This window comes from Elusimicrobiota bacterium (genome assembly GCA_041658405.1).
Lineage (GTDB): Bacteria > Elusimicrobiota > UBA5214 > JBBAAG01 > JBBAAG01 > JBBAAG01.
Genome location: JBBAAG010000035.1, coordinates 13,068 through 29,579 on the forward strand (window position 1 = coordinate 13,068; position 16,512 = coordinate 29,579).

The following is a 16,512-nucleotide window of genomic DNA, read 5'->3' on the forward strand; positions in this document are numbered from 1 at the left end:
AACGGGATTGAGAGGTATGAAGTATATGGCAGTAATGTCGTCTAGAGAACGGTTATTAACGGTGATTGAGCATAAAGTTCCCGACCGTGTGCCGGTATCCACTTACGAACTTGTGGGGTATAATTCAAAAGCGTGGGAGAATAATGACACGTCATATAAACGGTTAATGGATGTTATCCGCGAGAAAACTGATTGCGTTGTTATGTGGGACCCGAATTCAACACAGCGGCTTGCGTGTTCTGCGTATAAGCCAAATATCAAGACTGAACGTACACGGGAAGATAATGCGTGGATAACTAAGTCTGTTCTTGAAACACCGGCTGGTATTTTGACACAAATCACTAAACGGATTGATAATGTCCATACCAACTGGGTAACTGAACACTGGTGTAAAACACCGGAGGATGTTGATAAAATGCTGGCATTACCCTATGAGCCTGTAACCTATAACTTTACTGATTTCCAAAGAGTAAAGACTGAACTTGGTGACCACGGAATCGTGATGCCGTCGTTGGCAGACCCTATGGTGATTGCCGCGCAGTTAATGGAGTTCGGTGAGTTTACGCTGTGGGCAATGATGGAAACCGCTCATTTTGAGAAATGCGTGAAAATATTGCATGAACGTGTTATGCAGAACCTTAAGAATATGCTTTCCGTTGGGGTGGCAGATCTTTACCGTATCTGCGGGCCAGAGTACGCTACACCGCCGTACTTACCGCCTGCGATGTTTGACCGTTTTGTTGTCCCGTATGTCCGTGAGATGACAGAACTAGTGCATTCAAAGGGCGGGAAAGTTAGGGTGCATAGCCACGGGAAAATTGGGAAAGTTCTGGATATGATTGTCGCAACCGGTGCGGATGCGATTGACCCGTGTGAAGCGCCGCCCGACGGGGATATAGAACTTGCTGACCTAAAAAAACGGGCGGGGGATAAGCTGTGTATATTCGGGAATATACAACTAAAGTTTCTCGAGCAATGCAATACTACCGAAATCGTGGAGATCGTTAAAAAATGTATGGACAGCGCGAAAGCCGGCGGGGGATACGTTATTATGCCTACTGCTGCACCGATAAATTCGCCGCTTGCGAAAAAGGCCGAAGAAAACTATATTACGTTCATCAATACCGCGTTAGAACTGGGAAAATACTAAACCCTGCAAACATTTTGTTCACTCTATAATTCCGACGCAGCGTCGGAATTGAAAGCGTTCACAAAAACGTTCGCAGGGTTTATTAAAATCTGAATAATTGCGTTGCGTTTTTGCTGAAGATTAAGTTGCGGTCATTTTCGCTGATTTCCGCGTCGAGTACCATTCCAACCATTTGTGCGGGGTTGATCAATGTAACATCACTGCCATAAAGAATATGGCCCGCCCCGACTTTACTAACCGCATACTCAAGTTTACCGCGGTCAAAGTTGCCGGAACATATCTCGAGGTACAGGTTTGGTATACCAATACTGCAATCTACTGCCGAGCGCCACTGCGCACCGCCCATGTGCCCCATCAAAAAGTTGAGGTTCGGAAACTGTTTCGCCACACCAGCAAGCTGCATCGCAGCCGTTGCGGAATAACAGTGGAACAATACCGGTGTACCGGGGAAACGTGTTTGTGTTTCAGTTAAAAACTTTTTGTGCCCGTCACAGTTCAGTGGTTGAGCAATATACCCTTCGCTATAAAGTTTTAACCCCAAAACCTTTTTGTGGTTACCCATATACTTTTCTAGTTCTTTGAACGACAGGTCAATGTAGTTGGGGTTGAGAAAAATATAACCGTAGAACCCGGAGTGTTTGTCCAATATCTCAGCGAGTTCCGCGTTGCCGGCAACCATGTTGTAAACGATTGCTTGAGTTGAAGATAGGACTATTTTATCGATACTGTTACGGTTCATTATCTCAAAGATATTGTCAGGGGTATCGGAATATATTGGGAAAAACCATTTGCCGTAATGCGCGTGAACGTCAATTATCCGGCAGGGTTTGTTAGTCATATATCAAGTATCCTTACAGCATTCCCCGCAAAAATTAATGATTTTTCCTTGTCATCAAGTGTTGAACGCATTACCGATTCATAAGCCGGGAGAAAGTAGTTTGCCGGAGATCCTGTCCCCAACATTATTTGTGACACACACCCTTCTTTGTTTATTAATTCGTATCCGTCAGGTGTGTCAAATAACGAAGTGTCAATATTAACGTTCTTATGAGTTTTCATTACTACCAGCGCTTCTGAGAGGAACGCGTAGTTTATCCCGGTGAATACCAGAGGTACGCACGGTGTGATGTTTTGTTCTAGGATTTCAACGCAGTCAGTAATGAATCCTAACCGCGGGGTGGGAAGTATCAGCGGTAAACGAGTGTTCATAATTATGGTATTTACTATTTGATAAAACGGTGCATAGGTTAATGGCCATCCTTGTATATCAGGGAATAAACGTAATGCCTTAAACCCTGAGGATACTATACTATCCGCCAGTTTGCCGTGTGTATCGCCATAGAACCTGCGTGGGTCTATTGTCGCGATGGGTATTATCCTTGGGTCAAGTTTTGTGGTTGATAGTGTTTCCTCATTACCAAGTTCGTAATCGTAATATACGCCTTTCCATGATAATGCGCATGCGCGCGTGATATTGTGTTTATCCAAAACCTTTTGTAACTGTGGAAACGACACGTCCTGTTCTTTTCTTGGTGATACCCCGAAGATTGTGTTAATATCAATAATTTCCATAACTATATATCCTATTCTATACAAGTCTGGAGCGAGAAAAAGTTTCGTACCCTTGTATTGTATTACAAATTCTCAGCAACCTTCTGTATAGCTGTAGCAATATCCTTACCATCGTTCTGCGAGTAGTCCTCATTAATCCCTATACAAACAAGATTATCTAGTTCTTTCTCACATACAGGGCATAAACCTTCTTTATACTCAATCTTAGCGTCAGTATGCTGGCAGTCAAATGGGCAATGTGACGTCCCGTAAGTAGCTTTACTGTGCATAGCTTCACTACAGATATATATTGGTTTACCGATATATCCTGCTCCAGCACTAACGCCTTCCGCGGTTAATGCTTTCGCAAATGTTTCCGCTGGATGGTTCAACGATTTTAGGCCGTAAAGCCAGTAGGAAGGTTTACCGCCGGGGTATACTTTAAGTGCTTGTACGCCTTTCACGTCTTTTATCAGCTGTGTAATACCGTCACCAATTGCGCGGCGGGACTTAACCACAGTTTCTACTTTATCAAGCTGCGCAACTGCTACCGCACCGGTGAGTTCGTTCATACGGTAGTTCACACCGAGGAAATGGTATGCGCGGACACCATACCCTTTCCGTGCCCAACCTTTATCCATAAATAACTGCATATGGTCAAAATACTTTTCGTTATTCGTTATGGTAATCCCTCCATCACCGGCAGTTGCATGTTTTGATTGTTGCATCGAGAAACAGCCAATATCGCCGATTGTACCTACTAACTTGTCTTTATAATACGTCATATATGCCTGGCAGCTATCTTCGATCACTGGGACGTTATGTTTCTTACTGATTGACATAATCGCGTCCATGTCAGCGGGGTTGCCAAAAAGGTGCACCACAAGTATAGCTTTTGTGCGTTTAGTAATTTTACTTTCAATACTTTTAGGGTCCATAATATAATTTTCAGGGTCAACATCAGCAAAGACGGGGATTGCGTTCTGCATTAAAATACCGAGTATAGTTCCCATATCGGTTACCGGTGCGGTAATGATTTCATCGCCTGGGTTAGGATTAATTGCAGCAACCGCGAGATGAATTGCTGAACTACCTGAAGTTGACGCTACGGAGTATTGCATACCGTAAAGTTCACAAAAACGTTTCTCAAACTCAGATACTTTTTTGCCGCCCCAGCGAAATAGGTTCTGTGAATTAATCGCTTCGGTTACGAGCTTAATTTCTTCTTCACCATAAGGTTTGCGTGCCGGGAACGGTTTTGTCCTGGCCTTTTGCCCGCCGTTAATCGCTAATACGGTACTCATAAAAAAATTGTTCCTCCATTACTTCTAAACTATATAAATGCCTAACTATTACAATTATACAAAATCTCTTTAAAAAGAGAGTCAGGTGCGAATTTACTGCGTAAAAAAAAGTTGTATAATAAAACTTTAGTATTTCCTTAAAGAAAGGTGTATAAAAAAATGGGAACTAATTTAATCAACAAAAACGATGTTATTCTTTTCCAGGGGGATAGTATCACTGACGCGGGCCGGCAGAAAGATAATCCTGCTGCTCTCGGGCATGGGTATGCAATGATTACCGCAGGGTGGATGCTCGCAAAAAGTCCCGAGCTTAACCTCAAGTTTATCAACCGCGGGATCAGCGGAAACCGTACTTGCGACCTAGTTGCGCGGTGGGATGCAGATTGTATCGCTATAAAACCAAACTTAGTGTCAATCATGATAGGGGTTAACAACTCGTGGCACCGGTATACAAAAAACGCGTTAACTGCAGATAATGTGTTTGAGTCGGAATACCGCGTAATTCTTACCCGGGTAAAAAAAGAGTTGCCGGGGACTAAGATTGTTATCCTCAACCCGTTTCTCTCGGATGTACCAAAAATTATGCATTTACATGAAGATCTTGACCCTAAGATCCAGATCGTGAATAAACTCGCAAAAGAGTTCGCGGATGTTCATATACCGCTTGATAAAATGTTTAGGGATGCTATTACGAAACAACCGCCGGAGTACTGGGCTGCGGACGGTGTGCATCCTACCGTTGCGGGCCACGCCTTTATCGCGCAAGCATGGCTCAACGCCGTTGCTGGGTAAAAAAACTGGGATATTTATAAGAATATTTAGGGCAGAGGTTCGATTCCCCTCATCTCCATTTTTTCTTCCGTCGTGAATAATTCCTGGTTTGACTTCATACAAACATTTGATAGAATATCCTTGTCCGGTCGTACTGCTCGTGTTCTTCGATTGAAGAACAATTGTTTTTTTAATATGTTATTTACAAATAAGGAAGGTATTAATTATGTCAGAAGAATTTCGGTGTCCTGATTTTTCTAAAAATGATCTTGAACTACGTTTTGAAAACAACGTTATATGTATTTATGGAACTGAAGAAGGACTTAGAGCACTACAAGGCTATTGCCAAGACCTAATAGAACATCCCCAGCAGGGACATATTCATTTAGAGTACAAGGATATTCTCACAAAAGAATCGCAAATTGGAGCTATTGCAATATTTGACAAGAACCAGGTGTTACCCAAAGAAAATAAGCTATTGAACTTTATTAATAGATTATTGATGAAAGAAATGTAACCTAGTAATAAGATTGCCTATCATCAAGGATGTTGTTAGTATGATTCGTTAAGGTTCTTACACACCCTGTCCCATAAACCATGTTCTGATGGCATCCAATCGCCTCTACTTTTTACTCCGTCGCGAACAATTCCTGTTTTGACTTACCACAAACATTTAGTAGAATATTCATGTCTGGTCGTTATGGGTCTGAAAAGAGGAATTGAAATATTAAAAAAATATACCTACACCGTATATCTGGCAATTATGTTCTCGTCGTTATCCGGATGTACTATGATGAATTTTACTGAGAATCCTAAAATGAATAAAAATATAGGGCTTGTTTATATTATTCGACTTGAATCAGAGGTGGGTTAAAGTTATGCGTAAATACAAAATATTTGTTAGCGGTGTACAAAAGGAACTGAAAGAAGAACGCAGGGCGGTCAAGGACTTCATCCTAGGGGACGTTCTTTTATCAGAATATTTTGACGTATTTCTATTTGAAGATTCGCCGGCAAAAAGCAGATCAACTGAGACGGCTTATCTTGTGGAAGTCAGGAAGGGCGATATTTATATAGGAGTTTTCGGACAGCAATATGGCGGAACAGTCGGAAACAAAATCTCGCCGACTGAAGCAGAATTTCGTGAGGCGAAAGATAAACATAAGGCTATTCTGATATATATCAAAGGTGAAAACGGTGCCAATGATAAAAATCGTGAGGCTGGTGTTCAAAAGCTCATTAAAGAAATTAAAAATCCTAGGTCTGGTTACAGTTATCGGAGATTCAGCAATCCAACCGAATTAACCGACTTGGTTTATGATAGCCTAATAGTATTTTTAAAAGAAAAAGGAGTGGTTGGTAGATCTGTTTTTGATCATCGGATTTGTGGAGGTGCAAAGTATTCTGATATAGATAATAAGAAGGTAAAATGGTTTATACAAGTAGCACGAGAAAAACGTAATTTTCCAATAAATCCGGAAGCTTCTACAAAAGAAGTTTTAACTCACCTTAAACTTTTACATGAAGGGAAACTGACTAATGCCGCTATTCTTTTGTTCGGTAAGGAACCACGTAAATATTTTGACCAAGCTAAAATAAAATGCATTCAAATACCAAGTATTCAGGTAGAGAAACCATTTACTTCATACCATATTTATGAAGAGAACTTATTTGAACAGGTTGATAAGGCAGTCAGTTTTGTTTTGGATTCCATTAAATTCCCGGTTATTCAGCAGGAACATACTGTTCAGGTCAAAAGACCAAGAGAAATCCCAGTTTTTGCTATACAGGAAGCAATCGTTAATGCGATAGCACATCGTGACTATAACACAACATCTTCGGTTCAGGTGATGGTATTTTTTGATCGCATAGAAATATGGAACTCAGGAACATTGCCTACAAACTTGAAAATTGAAGATCTTAAAAGGCCCCATGCCTCCCATCCGACGAATCCTTTATTGTCAACGGTGTTATATCTTGCTGATTATATTCAACAAGCGGGTTCGGGAACATTAGAAATGGTTAAACAGTGTAAGGCTCAAGGATTGCCGGAACCGGAATTTATTTCTATACGAAATCTGGAATTCAAGACAATACTATCAAGGGATATTTTTACGGAAGACGTTTTAAACAGGCTTGGATTGAACGAAAGGCAATTTAATGCTGTAAAATACATCAAACAGCAAGGACAAATTAGCAATCAGATTTATCAAGAAATTAATAATACTACGAAAAGAACTGCTTCTCGTGATTTGACAGAAATGGTTGCTCTATGTGTTTTTCAAAAGACGGGTATTACAGGGAAAGGAACTCTCTATGTTCTAAGGGGACACAAAGGGGACAAAGGGGACAAAGCGAGATAGCATTCCTCCAAGATTTATTCCGACGTGAACAATTCCTGTTTTGACTTATCACAAACATTTGGTAGAATATCCTTGTCCGGTCTGAATGTTACAGAAATCTCTAATTAGGACTAAAAATATGGGAGATAGAACAGATAAATGCAGCAACAAAATATTGTATAGGATAAGTGCATGACTGAAATCCTGACAAAAATACGCCTCTTTCTTCTTGCTATATCTTCCACAATAACATTGCTGGTTTTTGCGGGTATAGTATTCTCAGCGGATGGTAGTACTATACGAAACATATTTTCATCTACAGATGTTTATGTCAGCAAAACTGACGGGTACCATACGTACCGGATCCCATCATTGATTGTTGCACCTGACGGTACACTGCTCGCGTTTTGTGAAGGGCGTAAAAATAGCGGGAGCGATACCGGAGATATTGACCTTCTGCTTAAACGCAGTACAGATGGGGGCAGTTCATGGGAAAAACAGGTTGTTATCTGGGATGATGAGAATAATACTTGCGGGAACCCGTGTGCTGTTGTAGATAAAGTGACAAACGAAATTATTTTATTGATGTCACATAATCCAGGGAAAAGCGGAGGGAAACAAGGTAATACGGGTAAATTGCCGAAAACGCGGACGGTATGGATATCAAAAAGTAAGGATAACGGAGTTACATGGTCAAAACCTCAGGAGATAACGGGGCAGGTAAAACTGCCGGACTGGCGGTGGTACGCAACTGGGCCCGGAGCAGGGATTCAACTTAAATCCGGCCGGTTAATTATTCCGTGTAATCACTCGGTGATAGGAGAAAAGATTACACATTCTCATATAGTTTACAGTGACGACCATGGGAATACATGGAAAATAGGTGGTTCAGTACCCGGCGAAGGTACAAATGAATGCGAAGCAGTTGAGCTTTCCGACGGTACGTTACTGCTAAACATGCGTAGTAAGTCCCGCACAAATAATTTCAGGTTAACGTCTATAAGCAAAGATGCGGGATTTACATGGACACCTGCTGTGCTTGACAAAGTGTTGATAGAACCTGTCTGCCAAGCGAGTATACGGAAGGTTGAACGGAAGAATAAACCGGATATAATTCTGTTCTCCAACCCTGCTGACATGAAACGGCGGAGAAAGCTTACCTTGCGGTTATCTTACGATGATTGTCGATCATGGCCGCTGAGTTATATGCTTACTACCTGGTACTCTGCGTATTCATGTATCGCGTCTACTGATAACGATGTTATGTTGTTATTTGAAACTGGAAAAAAATATTCAAGTGAAAAAATTATTTTTTTAAAAACCAGCCTCGCTATTCTTGAAAAATAAAAAAAATAGTATAATTTAACTATATGTGAATGTAAACAAACTTGCTAAATTGAGGAGATTGAATTAGGTATGGCAAAATCTACAGAAAAATCGTGGAAACTTTACGAAGAATCGGTTAATTATCTCGGTGCGGGAAGTTCAACAAATTCGAAATCGCCGAGGCTCAAACCTGAAGAACCCGCAGTAATCGTTCGCGGGAAAGGGTGCCGCGTATGGGATGCTGATGGGAATGAGTACATTGATTACCGCAACGGCCTTGGCCCGGTATCACTAGGGTACGCAGTCCCGGAAATTAATCAGGCAATAAAGGATCAGCTTGAGAACGGTATTGTATTCGGCCATCCGCATGTTTTGGAAGGCGAAGTTGCTAAGATGTTGACCGAAGTCATTCCCTGTGCAGAAAAAGTGAGGTTCCTGAAAACCGGCGGGGAAGCAATAGCTGCCTGTATAAAAATATCAAGAAACGCTACTAAACGCAGCCGTGTCGTTCAGTGTGGGTACAACGGATGGCTTAATGTGTTATCAATACCCGTTGCCGGGGCAAGCGTACCCGCAGGGATTGCGAATACAGAACCTACCCGCGGTGTACCGCTTGAACTCGGGCAGTTGCATACAAACCTTCCCTGGGGAAATATAGAACCGTGGGAAAAATATTTCGCGGAATACGGTAATACCACCGCAGTGGCAGTTGTTGCGTCCAGTTATCTTGATATGGATAAAGGTAAAGAATTTCTTCCGGCAGTACGCGCGTTAACACAAAAGTATGGAACATTACTTGTGATTGACGAAATAGTAACTGGTTTCCGTGTAGCGCAAGGCGGTGCGCATGAGTATTTTAATATTATGCCAGACCTCGCGGTATTCGCCAAAGGTTGTGCGAACGGTATGCCGATATCCGTTTATTGCGGGAAAAAGGAGTTGATTGATAGTGCAAGTACGATTTCTATATCCTCAACTTTTGGCGGTGAATCGTTATCATTAGCCGCAGTGAAGGCTGTCCTAAAGTTTTATAAAGATAATAATGTTATTACGCATCTGTGGGAGAAAGGTAAAAATTTGTGGGATGGCGTAAATGAAGTGTTTAAAAGAAACAGTTTCCCGGTTGAAGTTAAAGGATATCCCGTATGCCCGCAATTTGTTTTTATTGAAAAAAATGTGGATACCAACTTTTACCGCGCGTGTTACAAACACGGCGTGTCATTATACGGTGTGTCATACATAAATTATTCGCATAAGGATAAGGATATTGCGGAAACTGTGGAACGTATTGAAGCTGCGGTTAAGGAAATAAAGTAAGACAGGACGTTGCAAAAACGTGGGAATTACTTTTCAAGTTTTTCCCAGCGTACAACAAATCTGTATGTAATGAGCCCGATCCCGACGTTTAATAAAATAAATAATAGGTAAGCTATTGGCCAATAAGGTACTTTCCAGTTTTTTGGGTTCGTCATCATGGTAAACTCTGACATACCGCCGACACCTGCAAAAAAACTGGGGACTGCAATTGAGATAACCACGGCGTTTAGTTTTTTCATTATCACGCTGAGGTTATTATTGACAATTGACGCACGCGCACTGATCAAACTTCCCAGGATGTTGGAATAAATCTCTGCCTGGCGATAGCATTGGTGGTTCTCAATGATTAAATCTTCAAGGGTTTCCACTTGTTCAGTGCTGAAATTTAATTTTGTACTGTGTGCTTTCATTTTGTCTATCAATACACCGTTGGAATCTATGGCGTTAAGGTAATAAATCAAACTTTTTTCTAGTGTAAACATGTTGATGAGATAACGGTTTTCCATTGCACGGTTAATTTTTTGTTCTAACTCCTCAGCTATCATGTTTATCACTTTTAAATGTTCCATAAAATGGTAGATAGACCGCGAGATTACTTTTAACATAACATCTTCGATACTGTTCAACCGGTTAAAGAGTTTGCTTTCAAACAACGGGACGTCTTCCGGTAAAACTATGATTAAATATTTGCTGAACAAAAAAAGGCCGGTCGAGACTACTTTGAAATGAAAATCGTCTTTTGATGAATAATTTTTCGGGCGTTTAAATATTATGGCAATATGGTCAGGTTCGGTCTCTATACGTGAAAGCTCGTCAGGGTCTAATGCAGAGTTCAATGTGTGTTCATCAATTTTGTAATCGTTGATTAATAACCGTTTTTCATCATCCGTGGGGTTGACGAAAAACAGTATGTTGCCGTTTGTATTATCGGTTTCCGCGATCTTAGCGTTGTTTATTTGATAATATCTCAACATGACAAACGCCTTCCTGTTACTAAAAATAATTAACCGCTATGACGGTTTTAAAATATAGTAGACATTATAAAACTAAAGGTCAAGTATAAAATACCAAACATCTGCAGTGATTAAAGAGACATTATGATATAATTACTTAAAAGTATTTAAGAAGAAAGAAAGGATTTGTTTTTATGCCAGAAAAAATTAGGATAGGCCTTATCGGCTGTGGCGGTATAGTGGAACGTGTAAGCGCAGGGATTGTTAGTAACGGTTTAGCGGATATTACCGCTGTATTTGATATAAATGAAGTTAACCGCAAGAAATATGCTGAGAAATATAACGCGGTATCTGTTGATAAACTGGAAAACCTTCTGGCATCTGACCTTGAAGGTGTTGCAATATCAACTCCACCGGCAACGCATTACGAGCTTGTGCTTAAAGCTTTGAATGCAGGAAAAAATGTATATGTAGAAAAACCTATGGCGATTAGAATCGATGACGCAGAGGAAATGAATGCTGTAGCGAAAAAAACAGGCAAGATTCTTATGGTTGGGCAGGTATTGCGGTATTATGAACCTATGCGCACAATCCTAAGGATTGCGAAGGAACGGATATACGGCGCGCCGTTACAGGCAACAGCCTGGAGGATCTCTCATAATGATTTTTCTAAAGGCCCTAAATGGCGGACTATTCGCGCGATGACCGGCGGGTTCTTATATGAAGTTGGTATACACGAGATGGATTTCCTGCGTAACCTTATGTGCGGAAAAATTGTTGAAGTCCATGCGATTGAGGAAAAGAAATTGCCGTCACCTCATGAAATTGAAGATCTTATTTCTGTGCATGCAAGGTTTGACAACGGTTGTGTAGTGAGCTATCTCGGTGGAGTAGGGTTCTCACAGGGTGATTATGGTTTTTCTATAAGATTTGAAGGATGTATTATGCGCAGCCGCGCTGCAACTAATTCAAAATTATTGGAAGTACAATTGCCTTCAGGTGAGATTGTAGATAACGAAACACTGGGGTTTAGCACTGAAGCGCCGTTTAATGTTGAACTCGGCGGTTGGGTAAAAAGTATTATTGATAATACTCAACCTCCTATACCCGGGACGGATGCTGTGGAAACTGTACGGTTTGTTGATGCAGCGTATAAGTCCGTAAAAACAGGGAATATTATTAGATTGTGAACAGTAACTATGATGTGATAGTAATCGGTGGCGGGCATGCAGGCTGTGATGCTGCATCAGCATCCGCACGGATGGGTTGCAGGACTGCGTTAATAACACTTGCGCGGTTGAACCTCGGGCATCTATCGTGTAATCCCGCAGTCGGCGGGCTTGCGAAAGGGCAGTTAGTAAAGGAAACTGATGCGCTTGGCGGGATACTGGGGTTTATTACTGATAAAGCTGCAATCCAGTATCGCAGATTGAATATGTCAAAAGGCGCAGCGGTACGCGCAACCCGCGCACAGGTGGACCGCCAACTTTATAATTCAGCAATGGATGATTACTTGTCTTCAGTACCAAACCTTGAGATTGTTGTCGATGAAGCTATAAAAGTGTGTATCACAGGTAATACGGTCACCGGTGTAGAAACAAAAACGCGGGGGATACTTAATACCCAGGCGGTGGTTATCACCCCGGGAACATTTCTTAACGGATTGATTCATATAGGGCTTGAACACCACAGCGGGGGTAGGGATAGTGAGCCTGCATCTATCAAACTTGCGGAAAGTGTGTACTCCCTGGGACTACGGATGAAACGGTTTAAGACCGGCACTTGCGCGAGGGTAGACAAAAAAACAGTTGATTTTTCTTTATTACAGGAACAACCGCATGACCCGGAAACAAAACCGTTTTCTTTCCGTTCACCCATAGATAACGGGTTAACCAAACTACCGTGTTTTATTACGTTCACAAATAAGGTTACCCATGAGATTATACGTTCCAACCTTGACCGGTCACCGTTATACACCGGGGTGATTAAAAGTACAGGTGTGCGGTACTGTCCGTCGATTGAGGATAAGATCGTAAAATTTCCTGGCCGTGACCGCCACCAGGTCTTCATTGAACCGGAAGGGTTACAGAGCGATCAGCTGTATGTAAACGGTATGTCCACGAGTTTACCTGTGGATGTTCAACTAAAAATGTTGCGTACATTACCGGGGTTGGAGAAGGTTGAAATCATGCGGCCCGGGTACGGGATTGAACACGATGTGGTTGATGCTACTGAGCTTAAGCATACACTTGAAACAAAAAAAGTTGCGGGATTATTTCTCGCAGGGCAGATTAACGGGACAACAGGGTATGAAGAAGCTGCGGCACAAGGGCTTATTGCCGGGATAAACGCAGCGTTACGTGCCAGGGGAAAGGACGATTTTATTGTTGACCGCGCGGATGCGTATATCGGCGTTATGATCGACGATCTTGTTACCATCGGGACAAACGAACCTTATCGCATGTTCACCTCACGGACAGAGTATCGGCTGGTTTTAAGGGAAGATAATGCGGATTTACGGTTATCAGAACGCGGGTATTACCTGGGTTTGCTGGATGAAAGTTTTATTATGCGTGTCCGCGAAAAACAGCAGGCGTTGGGGGATACGATGAAATATCTTGCCGTGCAAAAAGTTAATCCCTCAAAAAAGGTTAATACAGTACTTGAGAAAATGGGTGTCGCAAAGATTGATACTCCGTTATCCTGTGAAGAACTTTTGCGTAGGGGGAATATGGATATACCCAAACTTGAAGAAATTACCGGTAATAAGTGTGTAATAATCAACCCGTCGGTTGTGTCTCCGGGGTTGTATGAAGAAGTTGTGGAACAAGTGATGACCGATGCGAAGTACGGCGGATATGTTAAACGTCAGAATGAGGAAATTAAGAGTTTTAAAAAACGGGAGTCTATGCGTATACCCCCGGGGTTTGATTATAAAAAAGTACCGGGGTTGTCAAATGAGTTAAAAGAAAAGTTTGCGCAGTATAATCCGTCGTCAATCGGTCATGCTGCACGGATTCCGGGTTCAACTCCCGCGGCAGTAATGGTATTAACTGTGTTTTTGAAAAAAGAAAGTATTAAAGAAGGGTAAGATTTGTGAGTACTGATATTAACTATGAAGAGCTAAAAAAAGTTGTGTTTAAGAACGGCGCTGCATTTTTTGGGGTAGCTGAGTTTAGTATGTTGAAAGATAAAACTTATGAGCTAAGCGAAAATGTGATGAATAAAATGACCGGGGTTGTGGTTGCAGGGATCCGTCTTGCGGGGGGTGTGCTTGAGGATGTGGTTGACCACCCAACGAAGTTGTATCAATCACATTACCGCCAGGTTAATTATATGCTTGACCGGTTGGCGTTGGAGGTCGTGGGGTTTATACAAGAAAAAAAAGGTTCCGCGCTTCCAATACCCGCATCAGTGTTGGTTGACTGGGCAACGCAGCGCGCGCATTTTTCGCATAAGCACGCGGCAGTCGAGGCCGGGCTTGGGTGGATCGGGCGTAATAATTTGTTTGTCCATCCGGAGTACGGGTCACAGGTGAGGTTAGTGACTGTGCTTACTGATCTGCCGTTGCCCTATGGTAAACGTAACAAAAGTATGTCATGCGGTACGTGCCACGCATGCGTAATAACCTGTCCGGCAGAAGCGATTAAGGAGAACCCCGCGGAGTTTGACCATAAAAAGTGTTATGAAAAACTTGATGGATTTCGTAAACTGTATGGAATTAGTCATCATATATGCGGTGTATGCGTAAAAAACTGTAAAGGGTGTGTATGAACGGTAAAATTGTTGTTATTGATTATGGAATGGGTAATATCCGAAGTGTAGCGAAAGCGTTGGAGAAGTTGGGCGCTGTGGTTGTGGTTAGTAATAAAACCAGTGAGCTAAACAGTGCGGATGGTTTACTGCTGCCCGGTGTTGGCGCGTTTTACCAGGCTATGGTTAACCTAAATGATTTGGGGTTGACACCGGTTATACGCAATCTTATGTCTGACGGTAAACCATTGCTTGGGATTTGTTTGGGGATGCAGTTGCTCTTATCCTCAAGCGAGGAAGGTGATCCTATCGGCGGGTTGGATATTATTAAAGGTAAAGTTGTGAAGTTTGAGTTAAGTAAAATTATGCCAAATACAAAAATTCCGCATATGGGATGGAACGCTGTGAAACAAAAACCGGGAAGTAAGTTTTGGCAGGGTATTCCGGATGGAACGTTCTACTATTTTGCGCATTCGTTTTATACAAAACCTGATGACAAAACTATGGTTGCGGGTACCACCGAGTATGGTATGGAATACGCGTCAGTATTAAACTACGGGAACGTGTACGGTACGCAGTTTCATCCTGAGAAAAGCGGCCCGCTGGGGTTGAGGTTACTGCAAAATTATGTTGAACTCGTGGAAAATGTGAGTAGGAAGTAAAGGGATTATAATAGTTATGCTTGCAAAACGTATTATTCCGTGTCTTGACGTAAAAAATGGGCGTGTAGTAAAAGGTATTAATTTTTTGAACCTGCGTGATGCCGGGGATCCTGTAGAAATCGCTGCGGGGTATAGCGATGCTGGAGCTGATGAGGTTGTGTTTCTTGATATTACCGCTACGTTGGAAGGGCGCAAGACTATGATTGATGTGGTGAACCGTACCGCAGAGAAAGTTTTTATCCCGTTAACCGTAGGGGGCGGAATCAGTACTGTCGAAGATATGACTGCGATGCTGCATGCCGGGGCGGATAAGGTTTCGATTAATACCGCAGCCGTAAAAAATCCGGAACTCATCACCCGCGGGTCAGATAAGTTTGGTGCGCAGTGTATCGTTATTGCTATTGATGCGAAAAGGTATGTTGTTAATGGTAAGAATACTTGGCGTGTGCATATAAACGCAGGTAAGACACCGACAGAACTTGATGTTATCGAATGGGCGCAGCGCGTGGAGAAGCTTGGTTCAGGGGAAATATTATTGACCAGCATGGACTGCGATGGTACAAAAGACGGGTATGACCTTGAGCTTACTGCGAAAGTGTCTGATACTGTGAATATTCCGGTGATAGCGTCCGGCGGAGCGGGAACGCTTGAACATTTGTATGATGCATTAGTTAAGGGTAAGGCAGATGCTGTGCTCGCAGCGTCAATATTTCATTATGGCGAATTTACGGTTAAGCAAACAAAGGATTATTTGCGTGATAAAAAGGTTGTTGTCCGTACATAAAGATATTTTTGGTGTAGTAATTATTGTTTTGTGTTTAATAGGAGTAAAAGAAATGTCTGCACAGGGGTTGGAAATCCAGGATTTGTTTGTGGGTGGGGAAAACGGGTATCATACTTACCGTATACCGTCAATTATCGTTACGCCCTCCGGCGCGGTACTTGCGTTCTGTGAAGGACGGAAAAACGGTGGCGGTGATGCCGGGAAAATTGACTTGTTGATGAAACGTTCGGAGGATGGAGGGAAAACGTGGACTGAACAAACCATTGTTTGGGATGACGGGATTAATACTTGCGGGAATCCTTGCCCCGTAGTGGATGAAGAAACAGGGACGATATGGATGTTTCTCACCTGGAACCTTGGGGGTGACCATGAAAAACAAATTCATTTAGGGACAAGTACCGATACCCGCAGAGTGTTTCTCACATCATCTACTGACGATGGGAAAACATGGGTAAAGCCTGTAGATTTAACAAATGAACTTAAACCGTCAACCTGGCGGTGGTATGCCACAGGGCCCGGGGTGGGGATACAGGTGAAAAACGGGCAGTATAAGGGACGGATGGTTATTCCGTGTGATTATAGTGAAGTTGAATCTGACG

General features: G+C 42.3%; 16 protein-coding genes. 12 read left to right on the top strand and 4 right to left on the bottom strand.

Annotated elements, in window-relative coordinates; genetic code table 11:
- Positions 1-16 precede the first annotated feature (16 nt).
- Positions 17-1,150 (top strand): uroporphyrinogen decarboxylase family protein, encoded by a 1,134-nt coding sequence (locus tag WC955_07365; protein MFA5858869.1) that lies wholly within the window; start codon positions 17-19, stop codon positions 1,148-1,150.
- Between the two features lie 82 nt (positions 1,151-1,232).
- Here the strand turns inward: WC955_07365 and WC955_07370 are convergent, their stop codons facing one another.
- The 3 genes from WC955_07370 to WC955_07380 all read right to left on the bottom strand — a co-directional run bounded on the left by WC955_07370 (position 1,233) and on the right by WC955_07380 (position 4,005).
- The gene (locus tag WC955_07370) at positions 1,233-1,988 is read right to left on the bottom strand and encodes an amidohydrolase family protein (protein ID MFA5858870.1); all 756 of its coding nucleotides are present in this window, start codon (positions 1,986-1,988) and stop codon (positions 1,233-1,235) included.
- Positions 1,985-2,722: a hypothetical protein gene (locus WC955_07375; GenBank protein ID MFA5858871.1), complete on the bottom strand. Its 738-nt coding sequence runs from the start codon at positions 2,720-2,722 to the stop codon at positions 1,985-1,987. Before WC955_07375 ends, WC955_07370 begins: the two co-directional genes overlap by 4 nt.
- 62 nt (positions 2,723-2,784) lie before the next feature.
- Complete coding sequence (locus WC955_07380) at positions 2,785-4,005, bottom strand: DegT/DnrJ/EryC1/StrS family aminotransferase (GenBank protein MFA5858872.1); 1,221 nt, start codon at positions 4,003-4,005, stop codon at positions 2,785-2,787.
- Positions 4,006-4,164: 159 nt separating this feature from the next.
- On the opposite strand from WC955_07380, the gene WC955_07385 reads away from it, so the two are divergent.
- From WC955_07385 to WC955_07405, 5 genes are all read left to right on the top strand, one after another.
- Entirely contained in the window at positions 4,165-4,797 is a 633-nt protein-coding gene (locus WC955_07385) for an SGNH/GDSL hydrolase family protein (protein MFA5858873.1), read from the top strand.
- 205 nt (positions 4,798-5,002) lie between these two features.
- The gene (locus tag WC955_07390; protein ID MFA5858874.1) at positions 5,003-5,293 is read left to right on the top strand and encodes a hypothetical protein; all 291 of its coding nucleotides are present in this window, start codon (positions 5,003-5,005) and stop codon (positions 5,291-5,293) included.
- Between the two features lie 361 nt (positions 5,294-5,654).
- Positions 5,655-7,139 carry an ATP-binding protein gene (locus WC955_07395; protein MFA5858875.1) on the top strand — a complete coding sequence of 495 codons (1,485 nt, stop codon included), beginning with the start codon at positions 5,655-5,657 and terminating at the stop codon, positions 7,137-7,139.
- A 171-nt stretch (positions 7,140-7,310) separates the two neighbouring features.
- Positions 7,311-8,465 carry a sialidase family protein gene (locus WC955_07400; protein MFA5858876.1) on the top strand — a complete coding sequence of 385 codons (1,155 nt, stop codon included), beginning with the start codon at positions 7,311-7,313 and terminating at the stop codon, positions 8,463-8,465.
- 69 nt (positions 8,466-8,534) lie between these two features.
- Entirely contained in the window at positions 8,535-9,761 is a 1,227-nt protein-coding gene (locus WC955_07405; protein MFA5858877.1) for an aminotransferase class III-fold pyridoxal phosphate-dependent enzyme, read from the top strand.
- Positions 9,762-9,787: 26 nt separating this feature from the next.
- Here WC955_07405 and WC955_07410 read toward each other — a convergent pair whose 3' ends face one another.
- Entirely contained in the window at positions 9,788-10,735 is a 948-nt protein-coding gene (locus WC955_07410; GenBank protein ID MFA5858878.1) for a magnesium transporter CorA family protein, read from the bottom strand.
- A 173-nt stretch (positions 10,736-10,908) separates the two neighbouring features.
- Here WC955_07410 and WC955_07415 point away from each other — a divergent pair, with 173 nt between their 5' ends.
- The 6 genes from WC955_07415 to WC955_07440 all read left to right on the top strand — a co-directional run.
- The gene (locus WC955_07415; protein ID MFA5858879.1) at positions 10,909-11,904 is read left to right on the top strand and encodes a Gfo/Idh/MocA family oxidoreductase; all 996 of its coding nucleotides are present in this window, start codon (positions 10,909-10,911) and stop codon (positions 11,902-11,904) included.
- Complete coding sequence (gene mnmG, locus WC955_07420; GenBank protein MFA5858880.1) at positions 11,901-13,805, top strand: tRNA uridine-5-carboxymethylaminomethyl(34) synthesis enzyme MnmG; 1,905 nt, start codon at positions 11,901-11,903, stop codon at positions 13,803-13,805. The genes WC955_07415 and mnmG overlap by 4 nt, the downstream gene beginning before the upstream one ends.
- Positions 13,806-13,810: 5 nt before the next feature.
- On the top strand, positions 13,811-14,488 hold the full coding sequence (locus WC955_07425; protein MFA5858881.1) for a reductive dehalogenase domain-containing protein: 678 nt from the start codon (positions 13,811-13,813) through the stop codon (positions 14,486-14,488).
- Positions 14,485-15,129 carry an imidazole glycerol phosphate synthase subunit HisH gene (hisH, locus tag WC955_07430; protein MFA5858882.1) on the top strand — a complete coding sequence of 215 codons (645 nt, stop codon included), beginning with the start codon at positions 14,485-14,487 and terminating at the stop codon, positions 15,127-15,129. Before WC955_07425 ends, hisH begins: the two co-directional genes overlap by 4 nt.
- 16 nt (positions 15,130-15,145) lie before the next feature.
- A complete protein-coding gene (hisF, locus tag WC955_07435; protein ID MFA5858883.1) occupies positions 15,146-15,913 on the top strand; it encodes an imidazole glycerol phosphate synthase subunit HisF in 768 nt (255 codons plus the stop codon).
- A partial coding sequence (locus WC955_07440) for a sialidase family protein (protein ID MFA5858884.1) occupies positions 15,885-16,512 on the top strand: 628 nt, incomplete at its 3' end. The genes hisF and WC955_07440, both read left to right, overlap by 29 nt.

Coding starts and splice junctions, on each gene's coding strand:
- WC955_07365 (MFA5858869.1), top strand. CDS start 17: ATGAAGTATATGGCAGTAATGTCGTCTAGAGAACGGTTATTAACGGTG.
- WC955_07370 (MFA5858870.1), bottom strand. CDS start 1,988: ATGACTAACAAACCCTGCCGGATAATTGACGTTCACGCGCATTACGGC.
- WC955_07375 (MFA5858871.1), bottom strand. CDS start 2,722: ATGGAAATTATTGATATTAACACAATCTTCGGGGTATCACCAAGAAAA.
- WC955_07380 (MFA5858872.1), bottom strand. CDS start 4,005: ATGAGTACCGTATTAGCGATTAACGGCGGGCAAAAGGCCAGGACAAAA.
- WC955_07385 (MFA5858873.1), top strand. CDS start 4,165: ATGGGAACTAATTTAATCAACAAAAACGATGTTATTCTTTTCCAGGGG.
- WC955_07390 (MFA5858874.1), top strand. CDS start 5,003: ATGTCAGAAGAATTTCGGTGTCCTGATTTTTCTAAAAATGATCTTGAA.
- WC955_07395 (MFA5858875.1), top strand. CDS start 5,655: ATGCGTAAATACAAAATATTTGTTAGCGGTGTACAAAAGGAACTGAAA.
- WC955_07400 (MFA5858876.1), top strand. CDS start 7,311: ATGACTGAAATCCTGACAAAAATACGCCTCTTTCTTCTTGCTATATCT.
- WC955_07405 (MFA5858877.1), top strand. CDS start 8,535: ATGGCAAAATCTACAGAAAAATCGTGGAAACTTTACGAAGAATCGGTT.
- WC955_07410 (MFA5858878.1), bottom strand. CDS start 10,735: ATGTTGAGATATTATCAAATAAACAACGCTAAGATCGCGGAAACCGAT.
- WC955_07415 (MFA5858879.1), top strand. CDS start 10,909: ATGCCAGAAAAAATTAGGATAGGCCTTATCGGCTGTGGCGGTATAGTG.
- hisH (MFA5858882.1), top strand. CDS start 14,485: ATGAACGGTAAAATTGTTGTTATTGATTATGGAATGGGTAATATCCGA.
- hisF (MFA5858883.1), top strand. CDS start 15,146: ATGCTTGCAAAACGTATTATTCCGTGTCTTGACGTAAAAAATGGGCGT.